This window comes from Streptomyces sp. NBC_00005 (assembly GCF_045160215.1).
Lineage (GTDB): Bacteria > Actinomycetota > Actinomycetes > Streptomycetales > Streptomycetaceae > Streptomyces.
Map to the genome: position 1 here is coordinate 5,358,301 of NZ_CP108316.1, position 19,348 is coordinate 5,377,648.

Consider the following 19,348-nt stretch of genomic DNA (forward strand, 5'->3'; position numbering starts at 1 on the left):
CGCCTCCTTCGATCGCAGCGGGGCGCCGGCTTCGTCCACGGCCGCTCGGGGCCGCAGTCCGACTACCCCTGCCCCCAGGGGCGAAACGCCGCCCGCCGGTGCCGCGGTGGGGCGCGGACCTACCGCTTCTCGTAGGGATCGGCCGGCTGCTTGACCTGCCGGGCCGACGTCGCGTCGAGGACCGGCGGCCAGGCCGCGTCGGTGCCGAGTTTGCCCTTGGGGTGCCAGGTGCCGGTGACCGTCATCCAGGTGTCGGCGGGCGTGGGGTCCGCGCCGCGGATCTCGACCTTGCTGGTGGTGGCGTCGGCGGCGCAGCAGGAGACCAGGAGGCGGGTGAGGTACCAGGTGTCGCCGTCGCCGTGCGTGACGAACCCGGTCATCCGGACCGTACGGCCCTTCAGGGACCGCCCGCTGTCGTAGATCGCCCGGGAGCTGAACTGCGCGACCGAGAGGTCGACCGGATTGCCGGCCGGAAGCGCCGGGAAGGTTCCGACACCCTCCGAAGCCCGCTGTGCCGCCTCGCGCCCGGCGCTGTAGGAGCCGAGCGCCGGGGGCGGGAAGAGCAGCAGGGCGAGGGCGGGAAGGGTGAGCAGCCAGGCGACACGGGGCCCGTGCCCGTGGTGACTGTACCCGTGCTCATCCTCGTCCTCATGCTCGTGTTCGTCGTGCCCGTGCCCGGACCCGTCTTCGTCGCGAGCACGGGCATCGTCGTCGTACGCGAAGTCCTCGTCGTCGTACGACTTCCTCCGTACGACGGCGGCCAGCAACCCCAGAACGACCAGCACCACCCCGGACACGACCAGGTAGGGCCGCAGCGCCGGCTGCACGTAGCGCAGATACAGGGCGCTGAAGAGCGAGATGCGCAGGATCGCCGCGCCGGTGAGGACCAGGAGGAGTGCGGGACCGTAGCGCCTCACAGGAGCCACCATCCCGTCAGCGCGCTGCTCACCACGGCCACCACCCAGGTCACGGACGTGAACCGGACGGCGAAGGACCGTCCGAACGTGCCCGCCTGCAGGGCGATCAGCTTCAGGTCGACCATCGGCCCCACCACCATGAACGCCAGCCGCGCCGTCGGCGAGAAGCCGCTCAGTGAGGCCGCCACGAAGGCGTCGGCCTCACTGCACACGCACAGCACGACCGCGAGGAGGGCCAGCAGCAGTACCGACAGCCACGCCGAGCCGGTGAAGACGTCGAGGACGGACCGGGGCACGGTGATGTTGAAGGTCGCCGCGGCCGCCGCGCCGAGCACGAGGAAGCCGCCGGCGTGCAGAAAGTCGTGCTGGAGCCCGGCGGCGAAGGCGCGCGGCCCGGAGGTGGGGGCGGTGGCCGGCGTGTGCCGCTTCGGCAGCCGCAGCCATTCGTCCCGCCCGAACCGCGCCCACAGCCAGCCCATCACCACCGCCGTGGCGAGGGAGGCCACGAGCCGGCCGAGCACCATCTTCGGCTGGCCCGGGAAGGCGATCGAGGTCGCCACCAGCACCACCGGGTTGATGGCGGGGGCGGAGAGCAGGAACGCGAGGGCCGCGGCGGGCGCGACCCCTCTGCGCATCAGGCTGGAGGCCACCGGCACGGACGCGCACTCGCAGCCGGGCAGAACGGCTCCCGCCGCTCCGGCCATCGGCACGGCGAGCGCCGGGTTGCTCGGCAGGAGCCGGGTGAAGACCCGCTCCGGCACGAAGGCGCCGATCGCGGCCGACACGACCGTACCTAGCAGGAGGAACGGGACGCCCTGGACCGCGATCGCCGTGAAGACGGTCCACCAGGCGGCCACCGGCGGGGTGTAGAGGTCGAGCGCGAGCATCGGCCCGAGGACCGAGACGACCGTCGCGATGGCCAGGAGCGCGGAGCCGCCGAGGACGGCGTACACGAGCGCGCGCAGGGTGAGACGCAGCCCGTCGGCCACCGTCCGTCGATCTTCCACGCGCCCGTCCTGGTCGTTCCGCGTACGTCCCCACAGCCCCCGCTGTCCTCGCGAAGGCTAACCGGCGGGACCTGTGCGCCACCCCGGAATGGTCACAGAGGAGGCTGTGCGGGTGCGGGTCCGAGGGTGGTGGTGCCGGGGGCCGTACGGTGCCCGAGTCCCGTCCGGTACGCGTCCAGAGCCGCCTCCACGCGGCCGGTGCGGCGCAGCAGATCGCCGAGCAGCCGGCACAGGTCGGCCAGGTCACCGGCGGCACCGGCCCGTTCCAGCAGGCTCATCGCGCGGACGTAGTGCTCCTCGGCGGCCTCGGTGTCGCGGGCGTCGTCGGCGATGATGCCGAGGAGGCGGTGGGCGGCGGCGGAGTGCAGGGCGCCGCGTTCGGGGCTGAGGTCGCTGAGCACGTCGTGCAGGAGGGCCGCGGCTTCGTCGGACTTGTCGCGCCGGTGCAGTACGTCGGCCAGCTCGACGGCGACCTGACTGCTGTAGAGGGCAGCGCGCTTGGCGGAGAGCATGGTGAGGGCCTGTCTCAACTCGCCCTCGGCGCGCTCCAGTTCGCCGTTCTGCGCGCAGACGTAGCCGCGCATCCAGTGGCAGTTGGCGAGCTCGGTGCGCAGCTGGAGCGTGCGGTACAGCTCGGCGGCCTTGGCGAGCGAGGCGTCGGCCTCGGCGAGACGGCCCTCGGCGAGCAGGGTGCGGGCGACCGAGCGGTGCATACGGGCGACGAGCGCGGGGTCGCCGGACTGCGGGGCCAGCGCGAGCGCGAACTCGGCGGCCTGGGCGGCGCGGGCGTGGGCGCCCATGTCCATGTAGGGGCCGATGGCGCTGGCGTAGAGCAGGAGGAGCGCGTCCGGATCGTGCAGTCCGCCGCGGTTCAGCTCGTCGAGGGTGGACTCCAACAGGTAGACGGCGTAACGGAGTTCACCGGCCAGGTAGTGGGAGACGGCGCGGCCGCGCAGGGCGGGCACCCGGGCGGGCAGCGGTAAGTCGGCGAGCGCCCGCTCCGTCCGCTCGAAGTACTGCCGGGCGGCCGCCAGTTCTCCGGTGTCCAGGGCGCAGTCGCCGAGGCCGAGGAGGGCGACGGCCTGGAGGTCGACGAGTTCGTGGTCCTCCGCCTCGGCGAGCAGCTCGGCATATTGCTCCGCGGCCTGCTCGGCCTCCCCGGAGGCGAGCGTGCGCTGCGCCTCGGTCAACCGGAGGCGCAGGTCGGTGGCGAGGCGGGCCGGACGCCCGGTGACCAGCTCCTCGTAGGCGATCCCGAGGCGCTCGGCGATGTGCCTCAGCGCCTCGTCGGAGGGCCGCACCCGGCCGGCCTCCAGGGTGGAGATGTACGCGGGGGTGTAGGCGGGCTCCGCCAACTGTTTCTGCGTCAGCCCCCGTTCGGCCCGCAACTGCTGCACCCTGCGCCCGATGGTCACCGGATCATCACGGTCCGACACGCCAACTCCCCCTGACCCTCTTGCCGTTCGCCCTCGCCGAGCTCTAGGTTAAACCGCGGATTAAGCATGCTTAACGCATCGCTGTTTTTCGCTGCTCATCCCGTTCACGCTGTTGCGAGGTCGCCGTGCTCGAACGCACCAGCACCATCGATCGTTACGCCCGGGGCCTGGCCGCCGCACTCGTCGCCGTGGCGACATTGGTGCTGGCGGCGAACGCGGGTCCGGCGAGAGCGACGGAGGGGCCGCCGGCTCACTCGGTGAGCGACACGAGGAAGACGGACCAGGCCGCCGGCTCGGCGGTGCGGCCGGCGCCGGGGTTCTTGGAATCACGAAGGGCGACGCACGGTTCGAGGTGAGCGACCTCGACACCTTCACCGCCACTGCTCCGAGGGACATCAACGCCCGCACACCTTCCGGTACGGCGCCTCCGGCACGTACGTCCGCCACTGCGCCCGTGTCAGCCCGACGCCGCCCGCCCGCGCGCACACCGTCTCGACCGCCCGGCCGGGGTCGACGTCGTACCGCTGGAGCGGGACGTGCGCGCTTCCGGCGTACAGGGTGGTGCCGTCCGAGCTGAAGGAGAGCGCGTCGATCGCCTCGCCGGGTGTGGGCAGCGCGCTGTCGAGGGGCTGTTGGGTGGCGACGTCCCACAGCTGGAGGCTGCCCGCGTCGCCGCCGACCGCCAGCGTGCGTCCGTCGGGGCTGAACGCCAGGGCGCTGACACCCTCCGGGTCGGTGCCGTGCGGTGCGGGGAAGACGTTGCGCAGGATGCCCTCGCGGTGGGCGAGGTTCCCGTCCCACAGGGCGACCCGTCCCGTCAGGTCGCCGGCGGCCAGCAGGGAGCCGTCCGCGGCGAAGGCCAGCCCGCCGAGCTCGTCGCCCTGCACGAGGTCGTGCCCGGCGGTCCGGCCCGAGGGCAGGTGGGCGATCCGGCCGTCGCCGACCAGGAGCCCGTCGTCGGGGCGTGCGGCCAGCCCGCTGCCGGTCACGCCGGGCAGCGCGGCGGTGCGGCGCTTGCGGGCGAGGTCCCACACCTCATCGGTGATGGCGCCCACGGCCGAGGTGCGGGCGGCGTACAGGGTGCGGCCTTCCTGACCGAGGGCGATCTCGATCACGGCACCGCCCGCCAGGTCGAGCGAGGTCAGGGCCCTGTTGCGCGACACGTCCCAGATCCGGACGGGTTGCGCGACGGCAACCCGGCCGGGTGCCGAGACGCCGTACGCGAAGCGGGTGCCGTCAGGGCTGAAGGCTGCCACCGGCAGGGTGTCGCGGGGGACGACGGGCAGGGCGGGGTCAGTGGAGACGGGGACGCGCAGCGCCGGGAGGGTGCGCAGGACGTGGCCGTCCGTGGTGGCGCGGAGCCGGAAGACGTAGTGGTCGCCGGTGCGTTCGGCGGTGGCGTAGGTGCGGCCGTCGGGGCTGAAACGCACCTGGTCCACCGGGGTGGAGTGCCAGCCGGAGGTGACGGCCGCCCGGAGGTCGAGGGTGTGGGCGGTGCCGCCCTCCAGATAGCGCAGGGTCCGGCCGTCCCGGTCCCAGGCCAGGCCGCCGTAGAGGTGCTGGTTGTTCAGGGGGTAGCGGAAGACGGGCTCCGCGGTGACCGCGAGCCGCCACACGCGGATCTCGGTGCGGTCGGCCGTCGCCAGAAAGGCGCCGTCCCGGCTGAAGGACGCGTACTCCACCCCGGAGTCGTAGATGTCGGCGATCCGTCGGCCGGTGCCGGTGTTCCAGACGCGCAGGCCGGTGCCGGTGGCGGCGGCCATCCGCTCGCCGCCGAGCGCGAGGAGCGCGGTGTCCTCGGAGCAGAGGCGGTCCCGCTGCCAGGCGCCGGGCAGAGCGCGGTCGGCGGACGTGTCCCACAGCTGCGGAGCCGAGCCGGAGCAGGCGGCCGCCTGCCGTCCGTCCGCGCTCACCGCGGTGATCGCCGCGGCGGGTGCCCGGGTGTCGAACAGCACGTGGCCGTCCTTCACCGAGCGCAGCCGCAGCCGGTCCCCCTCGGTGGACAGGAAGGCGCGGCCGTCGCGGGTGAAGCGGATGTCGCCCACGTCGGGCAGGGCGTGCGAGCCGCCGGTCCAGCGGCGGGTGGCCGTGTCCCACAGCCGTACTCCGTCGCCCACGGTGACCCCGAGCACCCGTGCGTCCGGGCCGGCCTCGGTCACGGTGCCCTCCGGCACCCGGCCCGAGCCGACGGCACTGTGCGTGGTCACGTCCCAGGTACGCCAGGAGCGGCCCTGGGCGCTGAGCAGGATGCGGCCCGTGTCGGTGAGCACGCGCTGGGTCTCCTCGCCGGGGGCGGGGTCGGTGAAGGTGTCCGTCTGCGGCTGGGCGAGGGAGCCGAGCAGAGCGCGGCGGGTCTCGGGCAGTTGGGAGATGCGCCAGGAGGCGGCGCCGAGCAGCAGCGCGGTGCGCGGGTCGGTGGTGCGCAGCGCGTCGGCGACCTCGGCGACGCGGCGGGCCGCGTTCTGGGTGCGCTGCGTCCGGTTGTCGTCGTACTCGTGCCAGACGGCGAAGCCCGTCAGCAGCGCGACCGCGAGGACGGCGGACAGCGACACGGTCAGGAACCGGTGCCTACGGCTGATCCGGGCGGCGGCCCGGCGCTCCGTCTCACGGACCTCCAGCGCGGCGCTGAGGAAGGAGCGCTCCGAGGCCGTCAGCGCGGGATCGCCCGGGTGGTCGGGGAACAGTTCCTCGGCACGGGCCAGCCTGGTGCCCCGGTACAGGGCGCCCGGGTCGCGGTCGTGCTCCAGCCAGGTGCGGACCGCGTCCGCGAGCACCCGGTGGTGGCGCAGCCGTTCGCGGTCCTGCTCGATCCAGCCGTGCAGCCGGGGCCAGCAGGTGATGAGCGCCTCGTGGGCCAGCTGCACACCGTCCTCGTCGGCGGTCAGCAGCCGGGCGCCGGTCAGCCGCTCCACCACGACCGGCACGTCCGGGCCCGCCCACTCCTCCAACTCGGCCCGGGTGAGCGGGCGCCGGGTGTCGGGGGTGCCCTGGCCCGGTTCGACCATGCGCAGCAGCAGATGCCGGGCGGTGCGGGCCTGGTCCGCGGACAGGCCGCCGTACACCTCCTCGGCGGTCGCCGCGATCGCGCCGCGCACTCCGCCGGCGGCCTCGTATCCGGCGAGGCCGAGCATCCGGCCCTTGCGGCGGCGCCAGGTCTCCTGCAGGGCGTGCGAGAGCATCGGCAGCCCGCCGGGTTCGTCGAGGACCTCGTCCACCAGGCGGGCGGTCAGCGTCCGCTCGACGAGACAGCCGACCGCCTGTGCCGGTCCGACCACCGCCTCCCGCAGCTCCTGTGCCGTCATCGGGCCGAGCAGCAGCGCGGCACGGGACAGGGCGTCCGCCAGGTCGCGGTGCTCGGCGCAGCGGGCGTAGAAGTCGGCGCGGACGGCGACCAGCACGCGCAGCCGCACGTCCGGGTCGCGGGCGGCGAGCAGCAGGTCGATGAAGCGGGAGCGCTCCCGGACGTCGCGGCAGAGGGTGAAGACCTCCTCGAACTGGTCCACGACGACCCAGCTCTCCGGCTCGCCCTCGGCCGGGGCGAGGAGGTGGCCGTAGGTCGTGGCGGGCGTCGGCCCCGGGGTCAGGATCCGCAGGGTCGCCGGGCATCCGCGCGCCGCGATCTCCCCCTGCAGCCGTGGGATCAGTCCGGCCCGCAGCAGGGACGACTTCCCGCTGCCCGAGGGGCCGAACAGGACCGCGAACCGGTGCTCGCAGACCAGTTCGTCGACCTCGTCGACGACCCGGTCCCGGCCGAAGAACAGGTGCTGGTCGCCCGGCTCGAACCGGGCGAGGCCGCGATACGGCACCGGGACGTCCTCGGGCACCTCGGCACCGGCCCGGTTCGTCTCCTCCTCGGCCTCCTTCCAGCGGGGTTCCCACTCGGCCGGATCGCCGCCGCAGGCCCGCACATAGCCCTGGACGACGGCGAGCGAGGGCAGCCGCTCGCCGGCCGCCGCCTGCGACAGCGTGGTCGCCGAGAAGCCCGCCACCTTGGCCATGGCCCGGTACGAGGGACCGCCCGCCGTCTTCCGCAGCTCCCGCAACTCGTGCGCGAGCCACTGCACGGGACCGGCCTGCGGGTCCACCGGTCGCTCGGGACGCCCCATGTGCTCGTACCTCCGTACACCTGGCGAAAGCGACATCAGGAGCGATGACCATACGAGTCGCTCGGCAACAGGTGGGTTGACCCCAGGTGACGGATGGGTGACACCGAACGATCCACCGTCCCGCCGGCAGCGTTCCCCACAGCTTGATCAGTTCCGTGAAAATCCGCCCCGAGTTTGACAGAAAGCCCTTCCATTGAACTCTCAACTTGCCAGTCTTCGTCCCGGCACTCCGGACGTCATGTCCGGAACAAGTGGACCGTCGACTGGAGCCCCCCATGCCCCGAGCAGTCAGCAGCACGAGGACTTACCGCCTCGCCCGAGCCGCCGCCGTCGCAGGCAGCGCCGCCGTCCTCGCCGTCGCCCTGCCGGGCAGCGCCTCGGCGAGCGTCCTGCAGAACCTGTCCGAGAACGCGACGACGTTCCAGAAGACCTTCGAGCCCGTGTACGACTACGACACGGACAGCTGCTACCCGGCCGCCGCGATCGACCCGTCCGGCAACCTCAACGGCGGCCTCAAGCCGACCGGCGCGATCACCGGCGAGTGCCGCTCCGGCCACCTCGGCCACGCCAACACCTACTCGCGGGCCAAGTGCAACAACGGCTGGTGCGGGATCATCTACGCCAGCTACTTCGAGAAGGACGAGGCCTCCCCGGGCATCGGCCACCGCCACGACTGGGAGTGCATGGTCGTCTGGGTCAAGGAAGGCGCGAGCACCCCGTCGTACGTGTCCGCCTCCGCCCACGGCGGCTTCAGCACCAAGGCGGTCGCCGACGTTCCGATGAGCGGGCAGCGCGTCGAGGCGGTCTACCACAAGGACGGCGCGAGCACCCACGCCTTCCGCTTCGCCAAGTCGGGCGAGACGCCGGAGAACGACACCGGTGCGTGGCACCAGGAGAACCTGGTCACCTGGGAGAACCTGGCGTCCAACCTGCGCAGCGTCCTGAACTCCTCCGACTGGGGCAGCGCCAACTTCCCGCTCCAGGACTCCAAGTTCGCCGACCACCTCAGCAAGGCCAAGCCGAGCGCCATCACGTTCGACCCGTCCGCCTGACGGGTCGGGCGGCCCCGGACGGACTCGCACGGCGGAGTTGATTGCCCTGATCGAAGGGGGGTGCCAATCAACTCCGTCGTTGCCAGTGTCGATCTCGCCCAACCGGAATTCACCTCGTCGGCAACATCAACAAGGCGCGGACGGTGAACAGTTCGGCCGCCAGGGCCTGTCTGACCACGCGGTACACCGAGCCGCCCCCGGCGGGGACACTCCCCCACGGTCCCGCCGGGGGCTCCCGCACGCCCTGCCCCGATAACCTGCCCCCCGTGACCTCTCCCGCCGCCCGCACCGCGCTGGACCTCACCGCCGAGCTGCCGGTCGGCTCCCTGGAGGACCTCTACCGGGATCTGCACCGCCATCCCGAGCTGTCGCTGCACGAACACCGGACCGCGCGGAAGCTCGCCGACCGGCTGCGCGGCGCCGGATTCGAGACCGCCGAGGGCATCGGCACCACCGGAGTCGCCGGGGTGCTGCGCAACGGCGACGGCCCGACCGTGCTGCTGCGCGCCGACATGGACGCGCTGCCGGTGAAGGAGGAGACCGGGCTGCCGTACGCCTCCGAGGTGCCCGGGGTGATGCACGCCTGCGGGCACGACCTGCACGTGACCTGGCTGGCCGGGGCGGCCGAGGCGCTGGCCGCGGGCCGCGAGACCTGGAGCGGCACCCTGCTGGTCGTGGGCCAGCCCGCCGAGGAGACCGGCCAGGGCGCCCAGCGGATGATCACGGACGGTCTGTACGAGCGGTTCGCCCGACCCGACGTCCTGCTCGGGCAGCACGCGGCGCCCGGCCCCGTCGGCTTCTACGCCCACTCACCGGGCCTGATCATGTCGGCTTCGACGGACGTCGACATCGTCGTGCACGGCCGGGGCGGACACGGGTCACGGCCGGAGACGACCGTGGACCCGGTGGTCACGGCCGCGTACCTGGTGACCCGGCTGCAGACCGTCGTCTCCCGGGAGATCGCCGCCCGCGAGTCCGCCGTACTGACCGTGGGCCGGATCGAGGGCGGCACCCGCCACAACATCATCCCGGCCGAGGCGCGCATCTCCCTCAACCTGCGCACCCAGTCCGAGGAGGTCCGCGAGCGGATGCTCGCCGCGATCCGGCGCATCGCGGCCGGTGAGGCACTGGCCGCCGGGTGCCCGCGGGAGCCCGAGGTGAGCGTGGGCGCGACCTTCCCGGCCACCGTGAACGACGCCGACACCGACCGCGCCGTCGCCGCGGTGCACGAGGAGGTGCTGGGTGCCGGGACGGTGCTGGACTTCGGCCCGGTGATGGGCAGCGAGGACTTCCCGCACCTGGCCCAGGGCGGGATCCCGTACTCCTACTGGTTCGTCACGACGACCCCGGCCGACGTGTGGGACGCGGCGCCCGGCACCGACCTGATGGAGAAGTTCCTGGCGGTCCCGAGCAACCACAGCCCCCACTTCGCCCCCGACCTGTCCACGGTCGCCCCGGGCGTACGGACGCTGGCGTCCGCCGCCCTCACCTGGCTCGCCGCCTGACGTCAGCCCTGGGTCTGCAACTGCACCAACTGCCGCTGGACATGGTCCAGCGCGCCCTGCCGACGCCCCGGCACCCGCGAGCGCAGATCGGCGAGCGCCGCCCCCAACTCCCGCGCCGCCACGGCGTCCCGGACCTGCCCCCACTGATGGTGCGCCCGGTCCACGGCCGCCTCGACGGCGGGCGCGTCCGCGGCCTGCCCGGCCGCCAGCCGCGCGACGGCCACCCCCAGCCAGGTCCGGCAACTGCGCACCGGATCCCCGGCGAACATCGCCAGATCCGCCCGCACTTCGGCCCAGTGCAACGCCTCCTCGGACCCGGTCCCGTGCGCGTGCACGGCGGCCTGCTCGTGGTGGGCGGCGAGCGCGTCGGCGTCGGGGTGCCGCCCGGACCGGACGGCGACGGAGATGGCGGAGTGGGGGTCGGTTTCACTGCTCTGCTGTCGTTCGGCCACCGCCAGCCCGTCCGGCGTTCGAGGACGAGGTTCTTCGGGCCGATACGGGGGCCCGGGGGCGGCGCCCCCAGGGACGGGACCCCCGACGCCGGGCGACGCCAGCACGAGGTCCGCATACCCGTCGACGCCCACCCGGGCGAGCGCCTGCTGATGCAACTGCTCCACCGGCGGCCGCCACCCACTCCGCAGAATCGTCGCCACGGCCTTCATGTACGCCGGCACGGCAACGGTGCGACGCGAGGGCGGCGGCGCGATGCGCCCGTAAACGGCGTTGTTCCCCCCGCAGTCCAGCGAAGCGCCCCGCAGCCACTCCCACGTCTCCGTATCCGCGTGCAGGTCCAGGACGAGCGTGGTGGAACCGACCGCCCGCAGCCGCAGTTCCTCCCGTATCCAGTGCCAGGGCAGAGCCGTGTACCGCACGGTCGAGGGCGTCGTACGGGCCAGCGCCAGATGGGGCAGCCGCTGACGCCGGTCGAGCTGCAGCTGCCCGGCGACGAAGACGGTCAGCGGCCCCGGGGCCGCCGCGGCCGCCCGCAGCCGCGTGAGCACGGCCTGCGGCTCCAGCGGGTCGGCGAGCTCCACAACGTTCGCCGTGTCAGCGCCGGACAGCACGCCGGGCGGGACGGCCGCGAGCACGGGAAGCACGGACGCCGCGTCCACCAGGCACCCCTTGCCCGCCGGGGATGCGGCGAGCAACAGCACGGTTCCGGGCATCGTTCCCTCCCCATCCCCCGTCGATCACTTACGGCAGCACCGTAACCGCTGCGGGTGCAAAGGTGGGTCTCAGGACTGCAAACGTCCGTTCCCCGCCTCCCCCTCGACGCGCCGCCGCACGGCGAAAACCGTCGTGTCGTCGGCCAGCCGCCCGCCGCAGTGCCGCAGCGTCCGGTCCCGTACGAAGGCGACCAGGCGCCGGGGTTCGGCGGTGCGGGGGTCCGCGGCGACGGCTCGGGCCACATCCTCGGCGAGCGGGTAGAACGCCCCGTCGCCGTCCCGGGCCTCGGTCACCCCGTCGGTGGTCAGCAGCAGGATCTCGCCGGGGGCGAGCGGCACCCGGTGCACGGGCGGCAGGCCGGCGCCGGCGAGCTCGACGAGGCCGAGCGGAAGGCCGTCCCCGGGCGGCAGCTGCCGTACGCCGTGCAGGCCGACGACCAGCGGGGGATCGTGACCGAACAGCACCACGTCCACCGCACCGCCGTCGTCCTCGGGAAAGGCGAGCAGCGCCGCGGTGGCGAACCGGTCGCCGTCGTCGCGGCCGAGCGCGGCGGTGTGCCCGCGGTGGCGGAGGATGCGCACCTCCAGGCGGTCGGCGACCGTCGCGAGCTCGGCCTCGTGGTAGCCGGCCTCGCGGAAGGTGCCCAGCAGCGCGGCCGCCGCCTCGACCGCGCCGAGGCCCTTGCCCTGGACGTCGCCGAGGAGGACGCGGGTGCCGTGCGGGCCGGGCTGGATGTCGTAGAAGTCGCCGCCGACCCGGGCCATGCTGTCGGCGGCGAGATAGACCGCGGCGTGGTCGAGGCCGCCCCAGCCGGGCGGGAGGGGGCGCAGCACGGTGCGGCGGGTGGTCTCGGCGATGTCCCGCATGTGCAGCATGCGCCGCTCGCCGCGCACCCGGACCGCGCAGGCCAGGGTGGCCAGGACGCCGCCGACGGCGACGAGGATGAAGTCCGGGAGGCCGGTCTGGTACTGGTGCGACCAGGCGGCGTCCGCGAGGACGTAGGTGACCAGCGCGAGCACGGCGAAGACGGCCGTGCCCCACACCCCGCAGATCGCGGCGGCGATCCCGGGCACGAGCACGATCCAGGAGATGATCCGGAACTCGCCGGTGGTGTTGTAGTCGGCGGCGGCGATGCAGACGAGCAGCAGCGCGGGAGGCACCCAGGCGACGCTCCGCCTGCGCACCCGCAGCAGCTGGTGGCGCTGCAACGCGTCCTTGTGCCCGGCCCGCGGCAGCCGGTCGAGCACCTGCCGTCTGCCGCCCTTCATGGGGCCCAGCGAAACATGTCCCCAAGCCGCCCGCATCCGGGCTGTCGGCCGACTTGCCAGGGCCTGTTCCCAGGTGTGCTCTGGTAACCGGGGGCGAGGAGAGAGAGGAGCGCTCTCATGGCTCAGGCGGCACCCACGCACGGCGGGATGATGGGCAGGGTCAGGTCGAACCGAGCGACCCGGCCCACCCGCACACCCGACCTCTTCGACGAGCGGGTCCATGTGGCGGCGCGGTACGGGATCCCCGTCGTCCTCGGTCTCGTCTACGGCTTCTGGGCGGCCGCCAACCGCCGCGGCGGCGGCGAGATCACCGGCTGGAACATCCTGTTCGGCTTCGTGACCGCGGCCGCGTTCATCGTGCTCTGCCTCGCCGTCGCGACGTTCGCCCCGCTGCTGAAGCGGGAACTGCACTCGCTGGTGAAGTCCGGGTTCGCGGGCGGCGCGGTCGGCTTCCTCTACAGCCAGACCGGGGAGTCGGTCTACCGGTCCGTGGCGCTGGGGATCGTGGTCACGGCCGGCATCTTCCTCGTGTTCTTCTACCGCTACTACACGCGCGAGGACGCGGTGGGCAACCGGGTCCGCTGACGCGGGCGGGTGGCCCCGGCGCGATCGCCGGGGCCACCGGTCCGGGTTGCCGCGTACACCCATATGCAGTCGTACCGCTCGCGCAGCGGGCCCCCGGGCCGTTGCCTGGAGGGGTGGCCCCACGTCCCCCGCGCCTGCGCAGCGCCCTGTCGGCGGCGCTGATCGCGCTCGCCTGCCTGCTCGCGCCGTCCGGCGCGCTCGCGGCCTGGGCGGCGTACGACCTCGCGGACACGGGCCGCTACGTCACGACGATGGCGCCGCTGGCCGCGGATCCGGCCGTGCGGAACGCGATCGCGGACACCGTCGGCGCCGGAATCATGGAGCAGGTCGACGACCGGACGGACGTCCGGACCCTGCAGGGCACCGTGCGCCCCTTCGTGCACGACGCGGTCCACTCCTTCACCCGCACCGAGGCCTTCCGGCTGGCCTGGGACGCCGCGAACCGCGCCGTCCACGACGCCGTGCTGCGCGCCCTGCACGACGAGAGCGAGCACGACGTCACCGTCGACCTCGCTCCGGTCACCGCCCAGGTCAAGCGTCAACTCGCCGTGGACCACGTCCCGTTGGCGAACCGCATCCCGGTCGAGCACACCGCGGTGTCGGTCCTCCCGGCCCAGGAACTGGACCGGCTCCGGAAGGGATTCCACGTGCTGGAAGTCGCCGGTTTCTGGCTCCCGGTCGCGTCCGTCGTCTTCGCCGTGGCCGGCATCGCCGTCGCCACCTGCCGCCGCCGCGCGGTCACCGCGACCGCGCTCGGCACGGCGCTCGGCGGTGCGCTCCTCGCCCTCGCCGTCACGATCGGCCGCAGCCTCACCCTCGCCGACCTGCCCGCGGAGGCCCACCAGCCGGCCGCCGGCGCGGTCTACGACGCCCTCACCGCGACCCTGCGCCAGGCCTCCTGGCTGCTGGTCGCGCTCGGCCTGGCGGTGGCCCTGACCGCCTGGGTCACCGGCCGCTGGGGCCCGCTCCTGCGACGTCGGCGAGTGTCCGCAGCGCCCGCTCCAGATCCGGCACAGGAGCCGACGCGAGTCCAAGTCTGACGGCGTCCGGGGTGCGGTTGGGGTCCACGGCGAAGGCGGGACCCGGCGTGACGGCGATCCCGTGCGCGGCCGCCGCGGCCGTGAAGGTGTCGGCACGCCACGGCGCGGGCAGCTCCCACCAGGCGAAATAGGCCCGCGGATCGGACCGCACGCGTCCACCGCGGCCACCGAGGTGCTCGGCGACCAGCCGCTGCCTGAGCGCCGCGTCCTCCCGCTTCGCCGCCACCAGCCGCCCCACCGTCCCGTCCCGCATCCACCGCACCCCCGCCTCCAGCGCGAACCGCCCCGCGCTCCACCCCCCGGACCGCACCGCGCCCGCCACGGCCCCGACCCGATGCGCCGGTACGACGAGGAAGCCGGCGGTGAGCCCGGGGGCGACCCGCTTGGAGAGGCCGTCGACGACATGGGTGAGGTGCGGGGCGTACGCGGCGAGCGGGTCGGCCGGGTCCGCCAGGAAGGACCAGATGCGGTCCTCCACGACGGGGATGTCCAAGTCGGTGACCACTTCGGCGAGTTGGCGCCGGCGCGCCTCGCCCGTCGTCAGCGAGGTGGGGTTGTGCAGGGTCGGCTGGACGTAGAGGGCGGACAGGGGAGCGGTCCGGTGGGCGGCCGCGATGGCCTCCGGACGCAGGCCGCCCTCGTCCGTGGCCAGCGGCACCAGCCTGCTGCCCAGCCTGGCCGCGATCTCCTTGACCAGCGGATACGTCAGCTCCTCGACCCCGACACGGCCGCCCGGCCGGACCAGGGAGGCGAGCGCGGTGGCGATGGCCTGGCGGGCGTTGCCGGTGAACAGCAGCTGGTCGGGGGCCGGATACCAGCCGCGGGTGGCGAGCAGGGCCGCCACCGCCTCGCGGACCGGTGCGGTGCCGGCCGCGGGCGCCGGGCGCAGCGCCTCGGTGAGGGCGTCGGGGCGCAGGATCGGGACCAGCGCGGGCGCGAGCAGCTCCGACTGGCCGGGCGCGGACGGGTAGTTGAGCTCCATGTTGACGGGGGCCGCCGTCGCCGGCTCGCTGAGCGCGCGTCCGGTGGGCTCCGGGGCGGCGGCCCGCACGAAGGTGCCGCGGCCGACCTCGCCGACGACCAGACCCCGCCGTACGAGCTCGCCGTAGGCCCGCTCCGCCGTCGAGGCGGCGATCCCGTGCCGCCTGGCGAACTTCCGTTGCGGGGGCAGCCGTTCGCCCGGCCGGAGCCGTCCGGCGGCGATGTCTTCGGCGATGCGGTCGGCGATGCGCCGGTACGCGTCCACGAGGCCCCCTGTTGCCATTGCACCGAGGGCAAAGATCTTATTGCACCGAGGAGTTGGGGCGACCTAGGGTCGACGACATGGCACCCTTCCTCGCATACGAGGACAAAGGCACCGGCACGTCCTCGGTCCCTCTCGTCCTCGTCCACGGCCACCCCTTCGACCGCACGATGTGGCGCCCGCAGATCGAGGCGTTCGCCGCCTCCCGCCGGGTCGTCGCCCCCGACCTGCGCGGCTACGGGGCATCCCCCCTCAACCCCGGTGTCACGCGCTTCGAGCAGTTCGCCCAGGACATCGAGGCACTGCTGGACGAGCTGAAGGTGGAGACGTGCGTGCTGGCGGGCCTGTCCATGGGCGGCCAGATCGTCATGGACTGCTACCGGCAGTTCCCCGACTGCGTCCGGGGCCTGGTCCTCGCCGACACCTTCCCGGCGGCCGAGACCCCCGAGGGCGTCCGCACCCGGGGCGCCATGGCGGACCGCCTGCTCGCGGAGGGCATGCGCAGGTACGCCGACGAGGTGCTGGAGAAGATGGTCGCCCCGTCCGCGGACGCGCAGGTCAAGGCCCATGTGCACGGCATGATGACGGCCACTTCCCCGCAGGGCGCCGCGGCGGCCCTGCGCGCCCGCGCCGCCCGCCCCGACTACCGCGACCTGCTGACCCGCGTCGCGGTCCCCGCCCTGGTCGTCGTGGGCGCCGACGACGAGTACACCCCGGTCTCCGACGCCGAGGCGATGCACGCGGCGCTCCCCGACGCGACGCTCCGGGTGATCGAGGGCACGGCCCACATGCCGAACCTGGAGAGTCCGGCGGAGTTCAACGAGGCTCTGGGGGATTTCCTGGCGCGAGTCGACTCCGCCGGGGGATGATTCGGGCATCCCACCCGCGAGGGGAAGGCCGCGACTTGGACACTGCTGCTGCCGAGTGGACGGTTTCCAGCGACGGGGAACCGGCACGGCGGACCGGCCGCCGGTTCGCCGCCTGGTGTGCGGGACTGCTGCTGGCCGCGGTGAGCGTGGTGGTCGGCTGCCGGGTCGCCGACAGCGACGGCATCACCCCGGTCCCCCAGATCCTCGCCTTCCTGCCCTGGCTGCTCGCCCCCACCGGCCTCGCCCTGCTGTTCGCGCTCCTGGCCCGCCGGCGCCTCGCCATGGTGTGGTCCCTCGTCGTACTCGGACTCCTGGCGTGGTACATCGAGCCGTACGGGAAGACGGACGAGCCCGGCGGAACTCCCCTCGCCGAGTTCAAGGTGCTCACCTCGAACGTCGAGTTCGGGCGCGGCACCGGCTCCCTGGTCCCCGAGATCCGGCGCCACAGGCCGGACATCGTGTTCGTGGAGGAGTGCGAGTACACCTGCCAGGCGCGGCTGACGCACGAGTTCGGAGCCGACTACCCCTACCGGCAGGCCGTGGCGGCCGGCGGCTCCGAGGGGTCGATCATCCTGAGCCGGTTCCCGCTCAAGGGCACTCAGGGCGTGGCCGGCACCATGGGCATGCCCGGCGCGGTCGCCGACGTGCGCGGACATGCCGTACGGCTCCAACTGGCGCACCCCATGCCGCCGCTGCCCGGCCAGGTCGACCTCTGGCGCCGGGAGCTCGGCAGGCTGCGCGACGTCGCCGCCACCGCGGACCGGCGGACCCCGACCGTCCTGGCCGGCGACTTCAACGCCTCCCAGGACCACGCCGCCTTCCGCCGCATCCTCGACACCGGCATGCGCGACGCCGCCCGCCTCGCAGGCCACGACCGCACACCCAGCTGGCCCGCCCGCACGGCGGGCACGATCGGCGCCCAGATCGACCACGTCCTGGTGTCCCGGGACTTCTCGGCGAGCAGCGCCCGCTTCCTGGACCTGTCCGACACCGACCACCGCGCACTGCTCGTGGACATCACGCTGCACCGGCGCGGCTGATCCGGACGCGATGCCCGCGATCGAACAGGGGGGTGCGGGCCGCCTCGTGCAGGAAGGCGACCCGCACCGGGGTGGGGGGTGGCGCTGACGGTTCTGGCGGACCGTTCCGACAGCCGGTACCAGGGACCGGTTCTATCGACCGGTTTTATAGACCGGTGCTATCGACCGGTGCTATTGACCGGACTTCTGCAGGGCCTTGTCCAGAGCGGCCTGGAAGCCATTGGCCCACAGCTGGTCGACGCGGGCCTTCTCGTTGGCGTCGGGGATGGAGTTGGTGCAGGACGGACCCGGCCCGCCGCCCGACATCAGCTCGCTGCACGGACCCTCGTAGTGGTCGGGCAGGCCGAGGACGTGGCCGGTCTCGTGGGCGGTCACGCGCGTGGAGTCGTACTCCTGGTTCTGCGCGTAGTCGAGGAAGACATAGCCGCTGCCGTGTCCGTCGGTCGAGGCGTACGAGCCGCGGGAGTCGTTGCCCTCGCGGTAGCTGAAGTCGGCGTTCGAGCCCGACTGGAGCTTCACGTTCGACACCGAGCTGTTCCATATCTCGGCGCTGCGCGATATCTGGGCGCTGAACGTGGGCGCCCCGGAGGCGTTGTAGGTGACGGTGACGGCGGCCGCGCTGCTGGGGTGGGCGGCCCGCTTCTCGGCGACGGACTTCAGGACCGCCTGGAAGAAGGCCTTGTTGGCCTTGGCCTCGGCGGCCGAGCCGTTGTAGCCGGCGTACGACGGGACGGGAGCCGGGGCCGCGGCGGCCGGAACCGCCGTACCGAGGCCGAAGGCGCCGAGGCCGAGAGCGGCGACAACCGCCGCCGTACGGGCGGATGTGGACATGGAGGTGCTCTTGCGCATCGATGACTCCTAGGTGGGGGGTGAGTCAGTCGTCATCGGTGAGTGTCGGCGCCTGTGGGACTGCTGTGATGATGGCAACCGGCGATAGCACGGCCCTATCGCCAATCTCCCCGGCCACCCAATTCGCGTGTGTCGGGCGGGGTTTGTGCGTCTGGTGAAAATTTTGGTTCCGCTTTACGCTCCGACGGCATGGACCTCGAGGTGAGACACCTCCGTGCGCTGTGCGCCATAGCCGACACGGGCAGCCTGCACCGCGCCGCCCGACAACTGGGCGTCGCCCAGCCGTCGTTGAGCACGCAGCTGCGCCGTATCGAGCAGGAGCTGGGCGGTGCGCTGTTCGTGCGGGCGCGCACCGGCTGCCGCCCCACTCCGCTGGGCAGCCTGGTACTGAGCCGCGCCCGCCCCCTGGTGGCCGAAATGCGCTCCCTGGTCAGCGAGGCGCGGGCCGCGGCCACCGGCGGCCCCGAACTGCGGGTCGGCTCCACCGCGAGCAAGGCCCTGGCGGGCTGGCTGCGCCGGCTGCGCGCCCGCGGCCAGGACCCCACCCTCCATATGAACGTCTCCCCGAACGCCCTGCTGCGCATGGTCGCCGACGGCCAGCTCGACGTCGCCTTCGTGCACGAGGTCGAGGGCAGCCCGCTGCGCATCCCCGAGGGCCTGCGCCTGCGCGTCCTGGTCGAGCGCGAGCCGCAGTTCGTGTACTTGTCGGCCGACCACCCGGCGACCGCGCACCCCGTGGTCCACGTCGGTGAACTGGCCGGTGACCGCTGGATGATCGACCCCACGGTGGACGGCGAGTGGGACGCCGTGCAGCGCATGTTCCGCAGGGCGGGCATCAACCCGCACGTCCTGCACGGCGACTACCACACGGCCACCGCCCTGGTCGCGACCGGCGAGGTGGTCACCGTCTGCCAGCCGACCGCCCTCTCCCACCCCGACATGGCGGTACGCCGCCTGCAGGGCGACCCGCTCGGCGTACGCCTGCTGCTGGCGGCCCGCACGGAGACGGACCTGGACGGCGCGCTGCCCGCGCTGGAGGAGGCGTACTGGGAGTCGGCGCGGCAGGCACCGGCATACCGGGACTGGCTGGAACACGAGGGTTCCCGCACCCCGACCCCGGCCCTTCCCTGAGCGAGGCCACCGGCAAGGCAACGAAGACCAACACCCCCCACTGCGTCGCGACTCCGCCCCTCCCCAAGATCGCCATCTGGGACCGCTAACCTTACGTGTCCGTCCTGGCCAGGGATTAACGGGCATCAACTCA

At 73.4% G+C, this 19,348-nt stretch carries 15 protein-coding genes and 1 pseudogene; 7 read left to right on the top strand and 9 right to left on the bottom strand.

The genetic code is table 11. From position 1 onward, the window contains the following. Positions 1 to 119: 119 nt before the first annotated feature. The 5 genes and pseudogenes from OG303_RS24600 to OG303_RS24620 form a co-directional block, all read right to left on the bottom strand. The gene (locus OG303_RS24600; RefSeq protein ID WP_405870924.1) at positions 120 to 917 is read right to left on the bottom strand and encodes a TIGR03943 family putative permease subunit; all 798 of its coding nucleotides are present in this window, start codon (positions 915 to 917) and stop codon (positions 120 to 122) included. Further along, the gene (locus OG303_RS24605; RefSeq protein WP_405870926.1) at positions 914 to 1,924 is read right to left on the bottom strand and encodes a permease; all 1,011 of its coding nucleotides are present in this window, start codon (positions 1,922 to 1,924) and stop codon (positions 914 to 916) included. The genes OG303_RS24600 and OG303_RS24605 overlap by 4 nt, the downstream gene beginning before the upstream one ends. A gap of 92 nt (positions 1,925 to 2,016) precedes the next feature. Then, on the bottom strand, positions 2,017 to 3,360 hold the full coding sequence (locus OG303_RS24610) for a helix-turn-helix domain-containing protein (protein WP_405870927.1): 1,344 nt from the start codon (positions 3,358 to 3,360) through the stop codon (positions 2,017 to 2,019). Positions 3,361 to 3,610: 250 nt separating this feature from the next. Further along, a pseudogene (locus OG303_RS24615) lies at positions 3,611 to 3,688 on the bottom strand (hypothetical protein); the annotation flags it as partial. Positions 3,689 to 3,755: 67 nt separating this feature from the next. After that, positions 3,756 to 7,466 (bottom strand): helix-turn-helix domain-containing protein, encoded by a 3,711-nt coding sequence (locus tag OG303_RS24620; RefSeq protein ID WP_405870928.1) that lies wholly within the window; start codon positions 7,464 to 7,466, stop codon positions 3,756 to 3,758. A gap of 275 nt (positions 7,467 to 7,741) precedes the next feature. On the opposite strand from OG303_RS24620, the gene OG303_RS24625 reads away from it, so the two are divergent. Both OG303_RS24625 and OG303_RS24630 read left to right on the top strand, forming a co-directional pair. Continuing rightward, entirely contained in the window at positions 7,742 to 8,518 is a 777-nt protein-coding gene (locus OG303_RS24625) for an NPP1 family protein (RefSeq protein ID WP_405870929.1), read from the top strand. A gap of 266 nt (positions 8,519 to 8,784) precedes the next feature. After that, the gene (locus OG303_RS24630) at positions 8,785 to 10,023 is read left to right on the top strand and encodes an amidohydrolase (RefSeq protein ID WP_405870930.1); all 1,239 of its coding nucleotides are present in this window, start codon (positions 8,785 to 8,787) and stop codon (positions 10,021 to 10,023) included. 2 nt (positions 10,024 to 10,025) lie between these two features. On the opposite strand, the gene OG303_RS24635 is transcribed toward OG303_RS24630, so the two are convergent. Together OG303_RS24635 and OG303_RS24640 are read right to left on the bottom strand one after the other, a co-directional pair. Then, positions 10,026 to 11,189, bottom strand: coding sequence for a hypothetical protein (locus OG303_RS24635; RefSeq protein WP_405870931.1), 1,164 nt, complete (start codon positions 11,187 to 11,189; stop codon positions 10,026 to 10,028). A gap of 69 nt (positions 11,190 to 11,258) precedes the next feature. Then, the gene (locus tag OG303_RS24640) at positions 11,259 to 12,458 is read right to left on the bottom strand and encodes a PP2C family protein-serine/threonine phosphatase (RefSeq protein ID WP_405870933.1); all 1,200 of its coding nucleotides are present in this window, start codon (positions 12,456 to 12,458) and stop codon (positions 11,259 to 11,261) included. A 117-nt stretch (positions 12,459 to 12,575) separates the two neighbouring features. Between OG303_RS24640 and OG303_RS24645 the strand changes: the two genes are divergently transcribed. Together OG303_RS24645 and OG303_RS24650 are read left to right on the top strand one after the other, a co-directional pair. Continuing rightward, entirely contained in the window at positions 12,576 to 13,043 is a 468-nt protein-coding gene (locus OG303_RS24645; RefSeq protein ID WP_405870934.1) for a hypothetical protein, read from the top strand. A 113-nt stretch (positions 13,044 to 13,156) separates the two neighbouring features. Beyond that, positions 13,157 to 14,083: a hypothetical protein gene (locus OG303_RS24650; protein ID WP_405870935.1), complete on the top strand. Its 927-nt coding sequence runs from the start codon at positions 13,157 to 13,159 to the stop codon at positions 14,081 to 14,083. On the opposite strand, the gene OG303_RS24655 is transcribed toward OG303_RS24650, so the two are convergent. Next, a complete protein-coding gene (locus OG303_RS24655; RefSeq protein ID WP_405877462.1) occupies positions 13,989 to 15,329 on the bottom strand; it encodes a PLP-dependent aminotransferase family protein in 1,341 nt (446 codons plus the stop codon). The genes OG303_RS24650 and OG303_RS24655 overlap by 95 nt on opposite strands. Before the next feature lie 77 nt (positions 15,330 to 15,406). Between OG303_RS24655 and OG303_RS24660 the strand changes: the two genes are divergently transcribed. Together OG303_RS24660 and OG303_RS24665 are read left to right on the top strand one after the other, a co-directional pair. Further along, on the top strand, positions 15,407 to 16,195 hold the full coding sequence (locus OG303_RS24660) for an alpha/beta fold hydrolase (RefSeq protein WP_405870936.1): 789 nt from the start codon (positions 15,407 to 15,409) through the stop codon (positions 16,193 to 16,195). Positions 16,196 to 16,230: 35 nt separating this feature from the next. After that, positions 16,231 to 17,235 (top strand): endonuclease/exonuclease/phosphatase family protein, encoded by a 1,005-nt coding sequence (locus OG303_RS24665; RefSeq protein WP_405870938.1) that lies wholly within the window; start codon positions 16,231 to 16,233, stop codon positions 17,233 to 17,235. 171 nt (positions 17,236 to 17,406) lie between these two features. Here OG303_RS24665 and snpA read toward each other — a convergent pair whose 3' ends face one another. Next, complete coding sequence (gene snpA / locus OG303_RS24670; protein WP_405870939.1) at positions 17,407 to 18,084, bottom strand: snapalysin; 678 nt, start codon at positions 18,082 to 18,084, stop codon at positions 17,407 to 17,409. A gap of 189 nt (positions 18,085 to 18,273) precedes the next feature. On the opposite strand from snpA, the gene OG303_RS24675 reads away from it, so the two are divergent. Next, on the top strand, positions 18,274 to 19,215 hold the full coding sequence (locus OG303_RS24675) for a LysR substrate-binding domain-containing protein (RefSeq protein ID WP_405870940.1): 942 nt from the start codon (positions 18,274 to 18,276) through the stop codon (positions 19,213 to 19,215). Positions 19,216 to 19,348: the final 133 nt, after the last annotated feature.

Coding starts and splice junctions, on each gene's coding strand:
- OG303_RS24620 (WP_405870928.1), bottom strand. CDS start 7,466: ATGGGGCGTCCCGAGCGACCGGTGGACCCGCAGGCCGGTCCCGTGCAG.
- OG303_RS24625 (WP_405870929.1), top strand. CDS start 7,742: ATGCCCCGAGCAGTCAGCAGCACGAGGACTTACCGCCTCGCCCGAGCC.
- OG303_RS24635 (WP_405870931.1), bottom strand. CDS start 11,189: ATGCCCGGAACCGTGCTGTTGCTCGCCGCATCCCCGGCGGGCAAGGGG.
- OG303_RS24640 (WP_405870933.1), bottom strand. CDS start 12,458: ATGAAGGGCGGCAGACGGCAGGTGCTCGACCGGCTGCCGCGGGCCGGG.
- OG303_RS24645 (WP_405870934.1), top strand. CDS start 12,576: ATGGCTCAGGCGGCACCCACGCACGGCGGGATGATGGGCAGGGTCAGG.
- OG303_RS24660 (WP_405870936.1), top strand. CDS start 15,407: ATGGCACCCTTCCTCGCATACGAGGACAAAGGCACCGGCACGTCCTCG.
- snpA (WP_405870939.1), bottom strand. CDS start 18,084: ATGCGCAAGAGCACCTCCATGTCCACATCCGCCCGTACGGCGGCGGTT.
- OG303_RS24675 (WP_405870940.1), top strand. CDS start 18,274: ATGGACCTCGAGGTGAGACACCTCCGTGCGCTGTGCGCCATAGCCGAC.